Source organism: Solibacillus silvestris, from assembly GCF_051967575.1.
Classification (GTDB): Bacteria; Bacillota; Bacilli; order Bacillales_A; family Planococcaceae; genus Solibacillus; species Solibacillus silvestris_B.
Window position 1 is genome coordinate 54,409 of the sequence record NZ_JBQCJW010000009.1, and the last position, 15,811, is coordinate 70,219.

Genomic DNA, 15,811 nt, shown 5'->3' on the forward strand with positions numbered 1-15,811 from the left:
ATGATCGCAAATTAATCAGCGTAGGGTATATCGTCAATGGAATGCGCCAATCTCATGGCATTCAATTGGAATTGACCATAATGGAGTTCTGTGCCTGTCCCGCCGATAAAAAAGGCAATATGCCGATGTGCCTGTGCGAATTTTTCAAGCGTATGAATAGATTGAGCAAATTCAGTAAAGGCGATGTTAGTAGAGCCTGTCAGCAGCACAATGGACGGTTTTTTCAAAATGATGGCGGATTGGATTGCTGCAGGTGCAGGCGAAGGGCCGAGCATCATTGTTCGGTAACCGCGCAGCATGCACTGGATGAGCAAAATCTGCATCGGAATTTCGTGTCTTTCCCCGGGCAGACAGCTTCCCAAAACAAGTGGTGCATCGTCCGGTACAAAAAAGCGGCGGCGAATATGGCTTAAAAAATCACGCACTGTTTGACTGCAAATAGCTTCCTGATATTCACCCCAGACATGATCGCACCAAAGCTTGCCGACTTCATGCAAAAATGGCACAATGATTTCGCTAATAAGTTTTTCGACACCGAATTTATGATGGGCCTTTTCAAGGAGATGCAAAATTTCATGTTCATTGCCTTCCGTACCAGCCTGGATAAGCGCTTTCTGAAAATTACGCGTCGGATTTGCTTCCGGCGAGTTTTTTTGCGCCGAATAATGTGCTATAGCTTGTTTAATAGTCATGCCATTATTTATATAGCTTTTCAGTTGCATTAAAATCTGCACTTCATATTCTGTATAAATCCGATAACCATTGTCCAATCTTTCGGGCTGAATAATTTGATAACGGTCTTCCCATTTTCGTATTTGTTGTTTAGAAAGGTTTGTAATTTCTGATACTTGTCGAATGGAATACATTTCTTTAGCCAAATTTTAGCACCTCCCAGCAAAATATATTATTAAATCCTATTCAATAGAAAATGAAATTGCTTGTCAAATGTTTTTCATTTTTTGTACAATGTTTGTATAATCTTTTGCGATAGATAATGTGTGAAGGGTATTTTCATTTAAAAAGAAAATAAATATTTAAAGGGAGGTTGTATTATGTCAAAACATCCATTGGAAAAATGGGGAAGTGTAATGGGCGGGAAAAAGACGCGCTGGGTTGTTGCAGCATTATGGATAGTATTTGCAGTCGTATTTGCGCTCATATTCCCGCAAATTAACAGTGTAGAAAATTTTGCGGGCGATGAAATCCCTGAAACATATACATCGATACAAGCGGGCGATATTATTGAAGAGGAATTTTCATCGGATAGCGGAATTCCGCTGCTGATTACTTGGTATAACGAATCCGGGCTTACAGAACAGGATTTGACGAATATTCAAGGGTTGTACAAAGAGCTTGAAGAAAATCCTTTAGATGGGCAAGAGACAATTCCGCCATTCCATGAAATGCCTGTCCAAGCATTGATGGGTGCTTTATCAGAAAATGGTGTGGCGCTTGTCACACCTGTCTTCTTCTCTACAGAGAAAACAACAGATGCATTAAAGGAAAATTTAACGGTAATCAAAGAACTTACAGAAGCGCAATTTGACGAAAATCCGTATGATACAAACTTGGAAGATGAGGGACTGCACGCTCGATTCTCAGGACCGGTCGGAATTTCCATTGATGCGACAAATCTTTTTAAATCAGCGGACGTTCAATTAATGATTGCTACTGTTATCATTATTTTAGTCATTTTACTAATTATTTACCGTTCCCCAATTTTGGCGATTATTCCTTTGATCGTTGTAGGGATAGCCTATTTAGTCGTGAGCCCATTACTAGGGGCTATAGCTGAAAATGGCTGGATTGATAAAGATGCGCAAGCCGTATCGATTATGATCGTTCTTTTATTTGGCGCGGGTACGGACTATTGTTTATTCATGATTACCCGTTACCGAGACACATTATTAATGGAAGAAAATAAATTTAAAGCGCTAGCTATTGCGGTTCGTGAATCGACAGGTGCGATCATCATGAGCAGCTTAACAGTGGTGATCGGTTTGGCGACATTAGCTTTAGCGGACTATGGCGCATTTCAGCGTTTCGCGGTCCCGTTTAGCTTTGGCGTGCTAATAACAGGCTTTGCGGTTGTCACATTACTGCCGGCTGTTCTCGGTATTTTGGGGCGTGCGGCATTTTGGCCTTTTGTTCCGCGTACAGTGGAAGCTGAAAAAGCGTATGCGGAAAAGAAAAACAAACCGTATAAGCAACGAAAACCAAATCACCGTTATATGCGTGTCATTGGTGAATTTGTCACATCAAAACCGTGGCTTGTCATTGTTGTTGCAGGAGCGTTTTTGATCGGTTTGGCATTCAATGCTACGACTATTAAATACAATTATGATTTAATTTCCTCATTCCCTGAAGATATGTCTTCGCGCGAAGGGTTTAAAATTATAGAAGAAAACTTTACACCAGGCGAATTGGCGCCAGTGCAGCTTTTAGTGGATAGTGAAGGCACAGAGCTGGATATTACGGAGCAACTCGCGGCACTGCCGTATGTCGGTATAGTAAAAGAAATGCGTACAGGTGAAAAAAACAGCAATATTCAGCTTTACGAAATTGACTTGGACAAAAATCCATATTCAAATGAAGCGATGGATGATGTCAAGCAAATGAAAGATGATATAAAGTCGATCTTGGCGGAAAATGGCCTGGAAGATGGTCAATTTTGGGTAGGTGGCGAGACGAGTGCACAATTGGATACGAAAGTCGTACAAACAGGCGATGAAAGCATTATTCAGCCTGTGATGATCATTATCATTTTCATCGTATTATTAGTGTACTTGCGTGCCATCATTACATCTATTCAAATTATGGCGACTGTTTTAGTTTCCTTCTTCTCCGCTTTAGGTGCCGGCTGGCTGATCATTCATTACGGCTTAGGGCATGAGGCGATGGCAAGTGCGATTCCGTTATACAGCTTCGTATTTATTATCGCGTTAGGGAATGACTATAATATCTTCATGATTTCGGATGTATGGAAAAACCGTAAGCGCGGACTATCGCATAAAGAGGCAATTTCAAACGGTATTGCTTCAACAGGTGCGGTCATTACATCTGCAGGTCTGATTTTGGCTGGCACGTTTTTAGTGCTGGCATCATTGCCGATTCAACTACTGGTGCAATTCGGTATCGTAACGGCTGTCGGGGTATTGCTTGATACGTTTGTCGTTCGCCCATTGCTCGTGCCGGCACTCATTACGGTATTTGGCAAATGGTCGTATTGGCCGAATAAAAAGCTGCAAAAATAATGAAAGCGTATAGCCCCTCAATATGGGAGGCTATACGCTTTCTTTTCTATGAAGATGTTAACGAACCTGATTGCAGGCGGTACATAAGCTCGTATTTCCCGCCAAGTGCAACAAGTTCATCGTGATTTCCTTGCTCAACAATTTCACCGCGGTCCAATACTAAAATTTTATCCGCATTTTTAATAGTGGAAAGTCGGTGTGCAATGATGAAGGTTGTGCGTCCTTTTTTCAATACATCCATTGCGTGCTGTATAATCTCTTCTGTTTCCGAGTCGATATTCGATGTCGCTTCATCCAAAATGAGAATAGCCGGGTCGAATGCGAGTGCACGGGCAAATGAAATTAATTGGCGTTGGCCAGATGAAAGGGTGCTCCCTTTTTCGATTACCGGTTCATCAATGCCTTTTTCGAATTTCGATAAAACACGGTCACCGCCAACAGCTTCAAGCGCCTTTTCTACAGCCTCGCGCGAAATACGCTCATCATTCAAGCTGACATTCGTTGCAATCGTTCCGGTAAATAAATACGGATCTTGCAACACGATGCCCATATGCTCACGGATCGCCTGGCGCGGAAGTTTCGTAATATCTTGGCCATCAATGATAATACGCCCTTTTTGCGGGTCATAGAAGCGGAACAGCAAATTCATAATCGAACTCTTCCCTGATCCTGTATGGCCGACAAGTGCAATTGTTTCGCCCTGCTTTGCTTCAAAGTGAATGTCTTTAAGAACATATTCGTCATTTTTATAGGCGAATGAAACATGGTCAAATACGACATTGCCTTTGTAGCGGTCGATTCTTTGCTTGCTTACTTCCTCACCTTGCTGGTCGAGCAGCTCAAATACGCGGGAACCGGCTACAAGCGACCGTTCCAGCTGAGAGAACTGGTTGACCATATTCGTAATTGGGTTGAAAAGACGAGTAATATAGTCGACAAATGCATAAAGTGTACCTGCTGACACCGCTTCAGGGAGTGTCATTGATTGTGTACCGAAGTAATAGACGAATATAGCGAACATGCCAAGCCGCAAAATATTGACTAAGTTATGCGATGTTGCGGAATCCAGTATTAACAGCTTTCGGTTGTATTTGTAATGCTCATCATTCATATCATCGAATTCATGCTTCATCTGCTCTTCGCGGCGGAATGCTTGAATAATTGTCATCCCGTTAATCGATTCGTTGATCATCGCATTGATGTCGGCGATTTTCGTCCGGATGACGTGATTGTACTGTGAAGCGAATTTTCGATATAAAATCATCCAAACATAGACGATTGGAATAAGCAATAATGCTACAAGAGCCATTTTCCAATTTAAAACGAATAATGCTATATATACCCCTGCAATGGTAATAAAGCTGTTCGCAAATTGCGAAAGTACGGTTACGTAAAGGTTCCGGAGAGCCTCTGTATCATTCGTTACACGGGCAACGACTTTTCCGGCCGGTAAATTGTCGAAGTATTCAATTGGTAGCTTTTGAATATGGCCAAACACGTCTTTGCGCAATTGCTGAATGACAAAGTTTGCTCCGCGCTGTAAAAAGATAAACATTGAATAGCGGAACACGGCTGTCAGCACCGATAGCAGGAAGAAAATCGACAGAAAAACAGCTATTGGCTTCACCTGAAGATTTCCCGGCTCCATATGATGGTCAATAATATATTTTGCGATAAATGGTCCTGCGATATCTGTTGCAACAGCGATCGTTAATAATAATAATCCGATTAGAATCGGCTTTTTGAATTTTAAGGCGTAGTCATACAGTCTTTTCGATGTACTCATTGGCCCACCTCCTCAAGCTGCTGGCGGTCAAACTGTTCTTTGTACCAACCACCTAAGCGTAGAAGCTCTTCATGTGTACCACGTTCAACGATAAAGCCGTCATCCAGCACGATGATCTCATCCGCATGCTGAATACCCGATAAGCGGTGAGTAGAAATGATCGTCGTTTTCCCTGCGCGCTCTGTTTGAATATTTTCAATGATTTTCGATTCTGTTTTCGCATCCACTGCGGATAAAGAATCATCCAAAATAAGAATTTCCGGATTTTTAATCAGTGCACGTGCAATCGATACACGCTGCTTTTGACCGCCGGATAACGATACGCCCTTTTCGCCGACAAGTGTTTCGATGCCAAGCGGTAAGTTCGCCAAATCCTTTTCAAAGTCTGCCAAGCGTATGGCTTCATCGATTTCAGCGGCTGATGCGTCTTCTTTCCCGAATAATATGTTTTCGCGAATTGTACGGGAAAATAGCACATGATCTTGCGGCACATAGCCGATCCAATCTAAAATTTGCTCCTTCGTCATATGAGCCAGATCTGTCTCGTTAATAACGATTTGTCCGTTCCCTAATGGGTACTCCCGCAATAGCTGACGGATAAATGTCGTTTTTCCCGCACCTGTTTTTCCGACAATCCCGAGCGTTTGCCCCTTTTGTAAACTCAGTGAAATTTGCTGCAAGTTTTTCGCCTGAGATAGAGGATACTGGAAAGTGAATTCGGAAAACCCGATTGAATTCGGCACATTATGCATCATCGGTGTATTCGGATTTTTGACATCTGCTTCATATTCCAATGTTTCCTGTACACGGTCGAGGGAAGCGCTCCCTTGCTGCATAACGTTGATAAGCTCGCCAATCGCAAACATCGGCCAGATCGCCAAACCTAAATACACGTTAAATGATACAAGCTGCCCTACCGTCAGTGCTTCATTCGATACAAGCACAGCACCATAGCCAAGTGCAATGACATAGCAAATTCCCGTTCCGATTTTAGTGATCGGCATAAAAAGTCCGTTAATATAAGCGACACGCATATTTTTGACGAAGATGTTTTCACTCATTTCCGCGAAGCGTTCTTCATCCTTTGCTTCTTGTACGTATGCACGGATAACGCGTGTGCCTGCAACTGATTCCAGTACATTATCATTCATTTCACCGAAAGCATCCTGTGCCTTCATATAGCGCTCATGGACAATTTTCCCTAAATATTGAATGATAAGCGCCATGAGCGGAATCGGAAGCATTGCGAAAAATGTAAGCTTCCAAGAGATGAAAAAGCCCATCGCCAAAATAATAAGCGCCATATAGACAGTCGAATCAATAAGCGTCATTATTCCAAAGCCGGCTGTTAATGTAACGGCATTTAAATCATTTGTAGCTTTGGCCATTAAGTCGCCGGTACGGTTTTTTTCATAAAAAGTTGGCGTCATTTGCAAAAACTGATGCATTAATTTTTTCCGCAAAACCCGGTCAAGCGCAATCGAGCCGCCGAATAGCTGATATTGCCAGAAGAAGCTTAATGCATAGCTTGCAACCGCCGCGACTAAAATGAATCCAACATATTTAAGTAACTGTGCCTGATCCATTTCGCCATTTGTCATGACATCGATTGCTTCACCTAAAATCCACGGCGGCAATACTTCGATGAAACTCGCTAGCATAAGCAGTGCAATTGCAATGGTATATTGCTTGCGGTACTGTTTGAAAAACCATTTTAATTTCACAAATACGTTAAACATTACGTATACCTTCTTTCATTAAAGTTTGAAGCCTTACTACCCATCATCATATCGATCCGATTTTAATAGTTTTCGTTGCATAAAGATTGACATACAAAAGCCCTCCCAAAAATGTTTTTACACTAAAAAGCATGTCGTTCCGAAAATGGCCGTGCTGCAAAAAGCCCGCAAGTCCGAGTGATAAGCGGGCTTTTTTATGTGGCTCCGTTGAAACTTGCATATCCGTTCAACTAAAAAAGACACCTATCCGATTTTTTCGAAAAGGTGTCGAAACGAAAAAGGGCACAGGGAAGTCCATACCTGTGCCTTTTATTTGCGTGTCATGCTAAATCAAAATGAAAGGACAGGTTAGGGCAGTATGATGTTGTCGTTTTTGAAATGCATAAATCTAAAATTGTTGTCATCATATCCCTAACCTCCTTCCATGTTTTAATTTATTTAGTGTTCCTTAATATTAGTGGAGTGAATTATTGTTGTCAATATTTTTTGAAAATATTTTATTTTCCGTATTGGGATTTAATGGGCGTATGGATTTTATGACGGAAAATTTACAGTGCGGGAACGTTCGTTTACGCAGGCGTGGAAGTATGGTACATTTTTTACGATTCCAAAGGAGATGAACTTTCATGGGCAAATTAATTGTTATTACAGGTTTAGATGGCAGCGGCACGAGTACTGTCGGTGATCAGCTGCATATGGAGGATTTAGGTTCCTCACTATTAAAATCGCCTCCTTACCCATTTTCGTCAAACCGTCATGATATTGACGAAAAATTATTCCATCAGTCACCAACTGCGCATTACTTGTATTATTTAGCATCGAATGTCCATTTAACAAATGTCATTCATGAGAAAATGGCGGAGCATGACGGGAATGTTTATTGCATTCGCCACTATATCGATACGGTTGTATCCCATCGCGCAAAAGGCGTGGATGTAAAATATGAGTATGAAACCGCGCTGTATTCGATACGCAAGCCGGACTATATCTTCTATTTGGATGTAGAAGAAGGTGAGCGGCAAATGCGACTGGATGTGCGCGGCCGCGGTTTTTTGGATGACCAATTAAATGACGAAGCGCTCCGCCGGCGTTTTATAGAGGAATTCAATGCATTGGAAAGTGAATTTATTCGCATTCCAACAACAAATCGTGCGCTGGAAGAGATCACCAAGGAAATTCAAAGCTATATTCGCTGAAATGAAAACCTCTTCACTGCTTATCGGTGAAGGGGCTTTTTGTGGAAGAAACGATGACTTTTTAAAAAATTTGAAAATTGTTTGCATATTCGTTATCGTGGAAGTAATACATCAAAAGGAGTTGTGCAACGATGAAGAAACTGTTTATTACTTTGTTATTTATGTTCGTACTAGCCGCTTGCGGAACAGAAGGCGCAACAGACAATACGCCAAATAGTACGCCAGGAAATACAGCAGATAATACGACACAGGGAAGCCCGGATGTGAAAGAGGAAGAGACGATTACATTATACGAATCAGATGCGAACGCGGAATATACAATCCCATTTGAAGAAAAATTCAGTGGAGATGAAGGGGATTTAGTGCCGTTTATTTTTTCGGAAGTGAATAAGCATGATGTAGAACTATTAGATTATAAATTTGAAGATAATGATACGAGTTTAATACTCAACTTAGGCGATGATGTGTATACAATCCAAGGTTCGGCAGGTGCAAGCATGTTCGTGGAAACATTGGCGCGCTCTTATTTTGGAAATTTGCCAAATATCCAACAGATTACGTTTATTCATAAAGGCTCGTATGAACCGATTTTGGATCATATGAATATAGGGGAACCTTACTTGCGGGAAAATTTCGATATGTAGATTGGGGATAGTGGATGATGAAGCAACTATGGACAAACGGCACGATTTATACGATGGAGCAGGAAGGGACGACCGTGCAGGCTGTGCTTGTAGGTAATGGAAAAATTGTGGAAACAGGAACTTTCGATGATTTGCAAGTACGAGCAGATGAAATAATTGATCTGCAAGGAGCGGTCATGTATCCGGGCTTTGTCGATAGCCATTTGCATATGATTGGCCATGGCGCTAAATTAATTCGACTTGATTTAACTGCTGCAACTAGCGGAGAAGAACTTCTGCAGCTCGTACAAAACGCTGCGGGTCATCTGGAGGAAGGGCAATGGCTAATCGGAGATGGCTGGAATGAAAATCAATTTGCGGACGGTCTCATTCCTTCGAAAGAAGCGCTGGATGAGGCGACAAAAAACCCTGTATTTCTCAACCGTGTATGCCATCATGTTGCATTGGTCAATTCTGCTGTATTGCATTTTGCCGGTTTAACGAAGGATACGGCAAATCCGGAAGGCGGCAAACTTGGCCGCCATGAAAATGGTGAACTCAACGGTCTATTATACGAGCAAGCAACCAATCTAGTCTCCTCCGTTTTCCAGCAGGAAGGAGAAAGCTATATTGAAAGCCTGCAGCAAGCATTGCAGCTGGCGATAGAGGATATGCAATCATATGGGCTGACGGGGGGGCATACAGAAGAAATGAGCTATTTTGGCCATTATACAAATCCGTTAACGGCCTATCATCGAGTAATAGGTGAACGACGGCACTTTCGTGTTAATTTATTGCGCCATCATACAGTATTTGAGGAGATGGTCAAAAACAATGCACGATATGCCGCGCCGTTTATCGAACCGGGAGCGATGAAAATATTCGCGGATGGTTCTTTTGGAGGGTCTACTGCTGCTTTGCTGGAACCATATGCAAATGATAGGAGCAATAAAGGGATGCTCATACATACAGATGAGCAAATGGAAGCGCTCATTCAATTGGCACGAAAGTATGATGAAGCAGTGGCGATCCATTTAATCGGCGATGGCGGTATGGAGCAAGTTCTTGCCTATTTGGAAAAATACCCTGTTGCAGATGGGAAGCGTGATCGCCTAATCCATTGCTGTCTCGTTTCCGAGGAACAGCTGGCGCGCATGAAAAAGCTCTCGGTCATTTTAGATCTGCAGCCTGCTTTTGTTACATCGGATTTTCCTTGGGTAGGTGAAAAGCTCGGAAAAAATCGGGCAGGCCATATTTATGCTTGGAAAACATTCCTGAATGTAGGTTTAATTTGTGCGGCAGGCACAGATGCCCCTATAGAAGCGATTAGTCCATTTGAAACGATTTATGCCGCGGTGGAACGCAAAAAAGTTCATGATGCACATGAAGGCTACGGACCCGAACAGAAGCTTTCCCGGTTTGAGGCGATAAAAATGTATACGGTCGGCAGTGCCCAAGCAATTTGCAAAGAGCATGAGCGCGGATATATCCGCCCGGGATATGATGCGGATTTTACAATACTGGATAAAGATCTATTGAACTGCAGTTCCGAGGAAATATTACAAACTACCGCTTTAAAAACCGTTGTTGCAGGCAATATCGTATACGAAAGAAAATAGATTACGCAAAGAATCACATACTGTATGTGGTTCTTTTTCCTTCTATTAAGAAATAAGACCTAGTAAACCAATAAAGTTTATATAGAAAAACATTGCAATAAATTACATATAAAGTTAATATATAAAAAACTGAAAATTCAGTTACATAAGGAGGAAGGCAAAATGAAGTTTAAAAAAGTATGGCTTTTATTAATATTTTCCCTTATTTTAGTGTTGGCTGCATGTAGCGGTGATGAGAATGCAGCGACCGATGATTCAACAAAAGCTAATACTGAAACTGATGGCGGAACAGACGCAAATACGGACAACGCGACTGCACAAGGCGGCGAGCTTGTAATCGAGGTTCTTTCAGAGGCAGTAGAGCTGGACCCGCATGGTTCAAATGATGTCCCTTCTTCGAATGTACAACGCAATATTTTTGAAACATTGGTTGTGCGCAATTTCGATACAGGTGAAATCGAGCCGTTATTGGCGGAGTCCTGGGAATATGTAGATGATCTTACATTACAATTAAAGCTGCGCCAAGGCGTAAAATTCCATGACGGCACAGATTTCAATGCCGAAGCTGTAAAGGTGAATTTGGACCGTATACTTGATCCGAACATTGCATCACCACGTCTCTCAAACTTTGAACCGATTAAAGAAGTAATTGTTGTAGATGAATTCACAGTTCAAATCAAAACAGAAGAACCGTATGGACCTTTATTATTCGCCCTGACACATCCAGGCGGCAATATAATAAGTCCGGCAGTCATTGAAGAAGATTATAAACGGATGGAAAACGGCGGGGAAGCACGGGCTTACGGCAATGAAAACCCAATCGGAACAGGTTTCTTAAAGTTGGATAAATGGACACCGGGCCAGGAAATCCGTCTAGTGAAAAATACAGAATACTGGGGTGAGCAAGTAACGTATGATTCTGCCGTATTTAAAACGGTGCCGGAAAGTGCTACACGTGCAGCAGACCTGGAAGCAGGCTATGCCCACATTATTGACCCGGTACAACCAACGGAAGTTCCGCTTGTGGAAGGATTCGCAAATGTGCTGAAGCAACCATCTGTATCAATCGCTTATTTAGGCTTCAATACAGAAAAGGCGCCATTCGATAATACGAAAGTTCGTCAAGCGATTTCAAAAGCGCTTGACCGTGAAGCGATTTTGCAAGGCGTATATGACGGCTTTGGTGTACAGGCATTTGGACCATTGTCGCCAATGGTTTGGGGCTACAATGAAGAAGTAACGAAGCAAGATACAAATATTGAAGAAGCGCAAAAGCTGTTGACGGAAGCAGGATTTCCGAATGGATTCAAAACAACAATTTGGACAAATGATAATCCGCAGCGCCAGCAAATTGCTGTTATCTTACAGGAAACATTGAAACAATTAAATGTCGAAGCGGAAATTGAGGTGATGGAATGGGGCGCATATTTGGAGAGAACATCTAAAGGCGACCATGATATGTTCATGCTTGGATGGGCTCCTTCCACAGGGGATGCGGACGGTGCGCTTTACCCGCTTTTCCATACGTCCGACATCGGCAATAACAACCGCACACGCTACAGCAATAAAGAATTGGATGAGCTATTGGAAGTAGGGCGGATTGAAACAGACGAAACGATTCGCATGGATATATATAAACAAGCGCAGGAAATCATCAATACTGAAGCACCTGCAGCGTTTATCCACCACCAAGCGTATTTGACAGGTTACGCTAATAATATTTCAGGCTTCTCGGTAGATGCTACAGGTATTTACCAAATTCAAAAAGTACAAATTACACCTTAATTCCAAAAGTGCTGCTTGCAAACGCTCAGATTGAGTTTTGCGGGCAGCGCTTTTTTGGTATGTAATAAATACAGGATTTGAAATGATTCTATAGCAAACAGAAAGCCCATGCTGTCTGTTTAGTATTATATGTTCGCTTGTACTATACTGAATCTACTAGAAAGGACGGGATATGATGGAGCCGATACAAAATATACTGCCAGCGATTGTAGACGAGAAGACGACAGTGCTCATCATAGGATCGATGCCGGGAAAGCAGTCTTTGGAAAAACAGCAATACTACGGCAATCCGCGCAATCATTTTTGGTCGATAATCGGAGAGCTTTTAGCGGTCGAAATACCCGAAAACTACAGTGAAAAAATTGCCCTTCTCCGTTCACATAAAATCGGTTTATGGGATTCTATCGAAAGCTGTGAACGCAAAGGCAGTTTGGATGCGACGATAAAAAACGAAATCCCGAATGATTTTCAAGCGCTCTTCAAAAAGTACCCGCAAATAAAGCTTGTCTTATTCAATGGCGGAAAAAGCTTTGATGTATTTAAAAAGCATGTCGGGCTTGACGTTTTAGAAAACCGTGCATATGGAAAAATGCCATCGACAAGCCCGATTCCAGGGAAAAATATAAAATCGTTCGATGAAAAAGTGGAAGCATGGCGCATTATGCTAAATTATTTATAGAGCAGCAGGGGAATACTCGGAATACTGGTCTTGGGAGCGTCAATATGGCGCAATGCTGCAATGTTCGGTATGATAAAAACAAAAACTGATAAAGGGGATTTTTGAATGTATCGTGTAGCAGAGGATTTTGTAAAAGATTGGGCAGTAGCATCAAAAGGCGCATTAAAGGTAATGCAAGCAATACCAGATGATAAAATGAAGGTCGCAATTGTCGAAGAGCATAATTCTTTAGGGTGGCTGTCTTGGCATCTAGTAAGTGTCGCGGGTGCATTCGGCCATTTTGCGGGCTTGCAAATCCCGGCACCGGGCCCAGATATGCCGCAGCCTGAAACAATGTCGGAAATTGCAGAGAAATACGAAATGGTAATAGAAGCATATAAAAAAGAAGCGGCTGCTTTAACAGATGAGCAATTATTGGAAGAAGTGCCTGCCTTTGGGGGCACGATGCAACGTGGCGCGTTATTGCGCTTAGTCATTACACACCAAACTCATCATGTCGGCCAAATGACTGTGCTGCTTCGTCAAGCAGGCTTAAAAGTTCCTCCAGTAATGGGACCGACAAAGGAAATGCAATAGGCCATAAGCTCCGAACTCGTTTCGGGGTTTTTCTCATTGAATTATGAAAGGATCGCTGCTTATGCTTGGGACAATTGTCAATACATTATTAATCGTTATAGGGACGCTTGTTGGGACAATATTGAAAAAAGGGATCAAAGAACAATACCAGGCAACTCTTTTCAATGCAATGGGATTTGCGGCCGTTGCTTTAGGTGCAAATGCAATCATTCAAAACATGCCAAAAAGCGCATATCCCGTTTTATTTATTATTAGCTTAGCGCTTGGCAGCTTCATTGGTGCAGTTTTTGATTTAGATGGAAAGTTTCATTCTGTCGTCAGCCGGTTTGGCCAGTCGAATTTAAGCAAAGGACTTTCAACAGCAATTTTATTATTCTGTGTAGGGACACTCTCTATTTTAGGTCCGATTGAAAGTGCTTTATATAATAATCATACATATTTATTTACAAATGCTACGCTCGATTTTGTCACATCAATGGCATTTGCCGCTACGTATGGAATCGGCATTATGTTTGCGGCGGTCGTGCTTTTTTTCTGGCAGGGGGGCATTTATGTGCTGGCCGGTCATTTGGAGCCTTTTTTAACAGAGACATTAATGGCCGAAGTATCAATTGTAGGAGGTATACTCATTTTGGCATCCGGATTATCGATACTCGGCATAAAGGACAGCAAAACGCTCAATATGCTTCCCGCGCTTTTCGTACCAGTAGCATGGTTTCTGATTATCGGGTTTATGTAAAAAGAAAGGGCTGTCCGAAAAAATCGTTCTCATCGATTCCTTTCGCGGCAGCCTCTTTGTTTTTTGGCTATTTAAAGAAATAATCAAATCCGTTTTTTGCGAGCAGTGTTATAGTGACAATGATGAAAAGAACGCGCACATAGCCACTTCCGCGCTTAATGGCAAAACGTGAACCGACAATGGCCCCGACAATCTGTGCGGCTCCCATGATAAGTCCGTATGTATAATTGATCTGCCCTAAGTAAACAAACATTAGCAGTGCGCCAATATTACTCCCGAAATTCAGCAATTTGGCATTGCCTGCCGCCTTTAAAAAATCATAGCCGACCATTAAAAAGGCGAAAATTAAAAATGAACCAGTACCCGGACCTAAAAAGCCATCATAAAAGCCGATAAGTGCTATGACGAAGAAAAAGATAAAATATTTTGTCTTCGATAATGATTTGACGGCAGAAACATTGCCCCAATCTTTTTTGAAAATTGTATAGATTGCCACTGCCGCCAGCATAATGAGCATCAACGGTTTTAAAAGATTAGGATCAAGCAAATGGACTATCCAAGCCCCGATCATCGAACTGATGAAAACGAACGGGAAATATTTCATAACCGATTTAATGTCCAATTTCCCGGACCGGTAAAACGTAATCGTGCTCGTTAGCGAACCCATCGTTCCGGCAAGCTTATTTGTCGCCACTGCAGCAGACGGACTAAGCCCTGCAAACATTAATGCAGGCAGGGAAATAAGACCGCCGCCCCCTACAACAGAATCGATGAATGCAGCTAAAAAACCAAAGCAAATTAAAATAATGACGAGCTGCGGGTCTAACTCAAATCCCATAAAGGAAACCTTCTTTCTTAATATAAAGCAATATAGCCATGCTACACGAAATTTGCAATCGATGTAAATACCCAACTTTTTTTGTGCGGGTGTATTTATAGCGAAGCAAAAGCGCAATTGAAAATTTCCGGGATTATGATATTGTAAATAAATTAATGAGACAGAAACGGAGTATACAGATGAAAGACTATAAATTTTTATTATTTGATTTGGATGATACATTATTAGACTTTAAAGCGGCGGAACAACTGGCACTGCCGAAATTATTCGAAGCGCATAAGTTGCCATTGACGCCTCAAATCGAAACGGTCTACCGTGAAATCAATACAGGTTTATGGCAATCTCTTGAGGAGGGGCTCATCACACGCGAGCAGTTAATGCAAACGCGCTTTGGCAAAACTTTTGAGTATTTTGGCTATGCAGTGGATGGACAGGCATTGGATGCGGAATACCGTGGTTATTTAGCGGAAAGCAAAGTGTTTGTGGAAGGTGCATTGCAATTGATTCAAACATTGGCACCTCAATATGAACTATACATTACATCAAACGGTTTGGCGGATACACAGATGAAGCGACTGCAAGTTACTGGGCTGGCTTCGTATTTCAAGCAAGTATTTGTTTCGGAAAATACAGGTCACCAAAAGCCGATGAAATCGTTTTTCGATTATGTGTTCGACCGCATACCGAATTTCGATTTGAACAAGGCGATAATTATTGGGGACTCATACAGCGCGGATATTATTGGCGGGGCACGTGCAGGCATTGATACATGCTGGCTCAATCCTTTAAAAATTGCGCCATCGACCATCCGCCCAACATATGAAATAAGCAAGCTGCATCAACTGCTGCCCATTTTAAAAAATGGGAAATCTGTATGAAAAAATGGTGATTTTTTGATGGCATTATAAAAGGGATAGGGTCAAAGGTAGTAGTAAAAGTGGTCTATAGGTGTATAGTAAACGTTTTGAATGTTTGTT

Annotated in this window: 13 protein-coding genes; 9 read left to right on the forward strand and 4 right to left on the reverse strand. The window is 42.0% G+C overall.

The genetic code is table 11. The features are described 5' to 3' along the window. Nucleotides 1-11: 11 nt before the first annotated feature. A complete protein-coding gene (locus ACTHOQ_RS08150; RefSeq protein WP_440495366.1) occupies nucleotides 12-878 on the reverse strand; it encodes a MerR family transcriptional regulator in 867 nt (288 codons plus the stop codon). Nucleotides 879-1,052: 174 nt separating this feature from the next. On the opposite strand from ACTHOQ_RS08150, the gene ACTHOQ_RS08155 reads away from it, so the two are divergent. After that, nucleotides 1,053-3,254 carry an MMPL family transporter gene (locus ACTHOQ_RS08155; RefSeq protein ID WP_440495368.1) on the forward strand — a complete coding sequence of 734 codons (2,202 nt, stop codon included), beginning with the start codon at nucleotides 1,053-1,055 and terminating at the stop codon, nucleotides 3,252-3,254. A gap of 46 nt (nucleotides 3,255-3,300) precedes the next feature. On the opposite strand, the gene ACTHOQ_RS08160 is transcribed toward ACTHOQ_RS08155, so the two are convergent. Both ACTHOQ_RS08160 and ACTHOQ_RS08165 read right to left on the reverse strand, forming a co-directional pair. Continuing rightward, complete coding sequence (locus ACTHOQ_RS08160; RefSeq protein WP_440495370.1) at nucleotides 3,301-5,040, reverse strand: ABC transporter ATP-binding protein; 1,740 nt, start codon at nucleotides 5,038-5,040, stop codon at nucleotides 3,301-3,303. Beyond that, nucleotides 5,037-6,779: an ABC transporter ATP-binding protein gene (locus ACTHOQ_RS08165; protein ID WP_440495372.1), complete on the reverse strand. Its 1,743-nt coding sequence runs from the start codon at nucleotides 6,777-6,779 to the stop codon at nucleotides 5,037-5,039. The genes ACTHOQ_RS08160 and ACTHOQ_RS08165 overlap by 4 nt, the downstream gene beginning before the upstream one ends. 626 nt (nucleotides 6,780-7,405) lie before the next feature. On the opposite strand from ACTHOQ_RS08165, the gene ACTHOQ_RS08170 reads away from it, so the two are divergent. The 7 genes from ACTHOQ_RS08170 to ACTHOQ_RS08200 all read left to right on the forward strand — a co-directional run bounded on the left by ACTHOQ_RS08170 (nucleotide 7,406) and on the right by ACTHOQ_RS08200 (nucleotide 13,996). Then, complete coding sequence (locus ACTHOQ_RS08170; protein WP_440495374.1) at nucleotides 7,406-7,975, forward strand: nucleoside/nucleotide kinase family protein; 570 nt, start codon at nucleotides 7,406-7,408, stop codon at nucleotides 7,973-7,975. A 131-nt stretch (nucleotides 7,976-8,106) separates the two neighbouring features. Continuing rightward, nucleotides 8,107-8,619, forward strand: coding sequence for a fructose-2,6-bisphosphatase (locus ACTHOQ_RS08175; RefSeq protein ID WP_440495376.1), 513 nt, complete (start codon nucleotides 8,107-8,109; stop codon nucleotides 8,617-8,619). A gap of 14 nt (nucleotides 8,620-8,633) precedes the next feature. After that, on the forward strand, nucleotides 8,634-10,217 hold the full coding sequence (locus ACTHOQ_RS08180) for an amidohydrolase (RefSeq protein WP_440495378.1): 1,584 nt from the start codon (nucleotides 8,634-8,636) through the stop codon (nucleotides 10,215-10,217). A 162-nt stretch (nucleotides 10,218-10,379) separates the two neighbouring features. Continuing rightward, nucleotides 10,380-12,002 (forward strand): glutathione ABC transporter substrate-binding protein, encoded by a 1,623-nt coding sequence (locus ACTHOQ_RS08185; protein WP_440495380.1) that lies wholly within the window; start codon nucleotides 10,380-10,382, stop codon nucleotides 12,000-12,002. A gap of 175 nt (nucleotides 12,003-12,177) precedes the next feature. Further along, nucleotides 12,178-12,681: a DNA-deoxyinosine glycosylase gene (locus tag ACTHOQ_RS08190; protein WP_440495381.1), complete on the forward strand. Its 504-nt coding sequence runs from the start codon at nucleotides 12,178-12,180 to the stop codon at nucleotides 12,679-12,681. A gap of 105 nt (nucleotides 12,682-12,786) precedes the next feature. Further along, the gene (locus ACTHOQ_RS08195) at nucleotides 12,787-13,257 is read left to right on the forward strand and encodes a DinB family protein (protein ID WP_440495383.1); all 471 of its coding nucleotides are present in this window, start codon (nucleotides 12,787-12,789) and stop codon (nucleotides 13,255-13,257) included. Nucleotides 13,258-13,318: 61 nt separating this feature from the next. Beyond that, nucleotides 13,319-13,996 (forward strand): DUF554 domain-containing protein, encoded by a 678-nt coding sequence (locus ACTHOQ_RS08200; RefSeq protein ID WP_440495385.1) that lies wholly within the window; start codon nucleotides 13,319-13,321, stop codon nucleotides 13,994-13,996. A 67-nt stretch (nucleotides 13,997-14,063) separates the two neighbouring features. Here the strand turns inward: ACTHOQ_RS08200 and ACTHOQ_RS08205 are convergent, their stop codons facing one another. After that, nucleotides 14,064-14,834, reverse strand: coding sequence for a TSUP family transporter (locus ACTHOQ_RS08205; RefSeq protein ID WP_440495387.1), 771 nt, complete (start codon nucleotides 14,832-14,834; stop codon nucleotides 14,064-14,066). Between the two features lie 179 nt (nucleotides 14,835-15,013). Here ACTHOQ_RS08205 and ACTHOQ_RS08210 point away from each other — a divergent pair, with 179 nt between their 5' ends. Next, nucleotides 15,014-15,712, forward strand: coding sequence for a YjjG family noncanonical pyrimidine nucleotidase (locus tag ACTHOQ_RS08210; RefSeq protein WP_440495389.1), 699 nt, complete (start codon nucleotides 15,014-15,016; stop codon nucleotides 15,710-15,712). Nucleotides 15,713-15,811: the final 99 nt, after the last annotated feature.

Bases quoted from the DNA above. Each gene is read 5' to 3' on its own strand.
- ACTHOQ_RS08170 (WP_440495374.1), top strand. From the start codon at position 7,406: ATGGGCAAATTAATTGTTATTACAGGTTTAGATGGCAGCGGCACGAGT.
- ACTHOQ_RS08180 (WP_440495378.1), top strand. From the start codon at position 8,634: ATGATGAAGCAACTATGGACAAACGGCACGATTTATACGATGGAGCAG.
- ACTHOQ_RS08205 (WP_440495387.1), bottom strand. From the start codon at position 14,834: ATGGGATTTGAGTTAGACCCGCAGCTCGTCATTATTTTAATTTGCTTT.
- ACTHOQ_RS08210 (WP_440495389.1), top strand. From the start codon at position 15,014: ATGAAAGACTATAAATTTTTATTATTTGATTTGGATGATACATTATTA.
- ACTHOQ_RS08175 (WP_440495376.1), top strand. From the start codon at position 8,107: ATGAAGAAACTGTTTATTACTTTGTTATTTATGTTCGTACTAGCCGCT.
- ACTHOQ_RS08155 (WP_440495368.1), top strand. From the start codon at position 1,053: ATGTCAAAACATCCATTGGAAAAATGGGGAAGTGTAATGGGCGGGAAA.
- ACTHOQ_RS08190 (WP_440495381.1), top strand. From the start codon at position 12,178: ATGGAGCCGATACAAAATATACTGCCAGCGATTGTAGACGAGAAGACG.
- ACTHOQ_RS08185 (WP_440495380.1), top strand. From the start codon at position 10,380: ATGAAGTTTAAAAAAGTATGGCTTTTATTAATATTTTCCCTTATTTTA.
- ACTHOQ_RS08165 (WP_440495372.1), bottom strand. From the start codon at position 6,779: ATGTTTAACGTATTTGTGAAATTAAAATGGTTTTTCAAACAGTACCGC.
- ACTHOQ_RS08195 (WP_440495383.1), top strand. From the start codon at position 12,787: ATGTATCGTGTAGCAGAGGATTTTGTAAAAGATTGGGCAGTAGCATCA.
- ACTHOQ_RS08160 (WP_440495370.1), bottom strand. From the start codon at position 5,040: ATGAGTACATCGAAAAGACTGTATGACTACGCCTTAAAATTCAAAAAG.
- ACTHOQ_RS08200 (WP_440495385.1), top strand. From the start codon at position 13,319: ATGCTTGGGACAATTGTCAATACATTATTAATCGTTATAGGGACGCTT.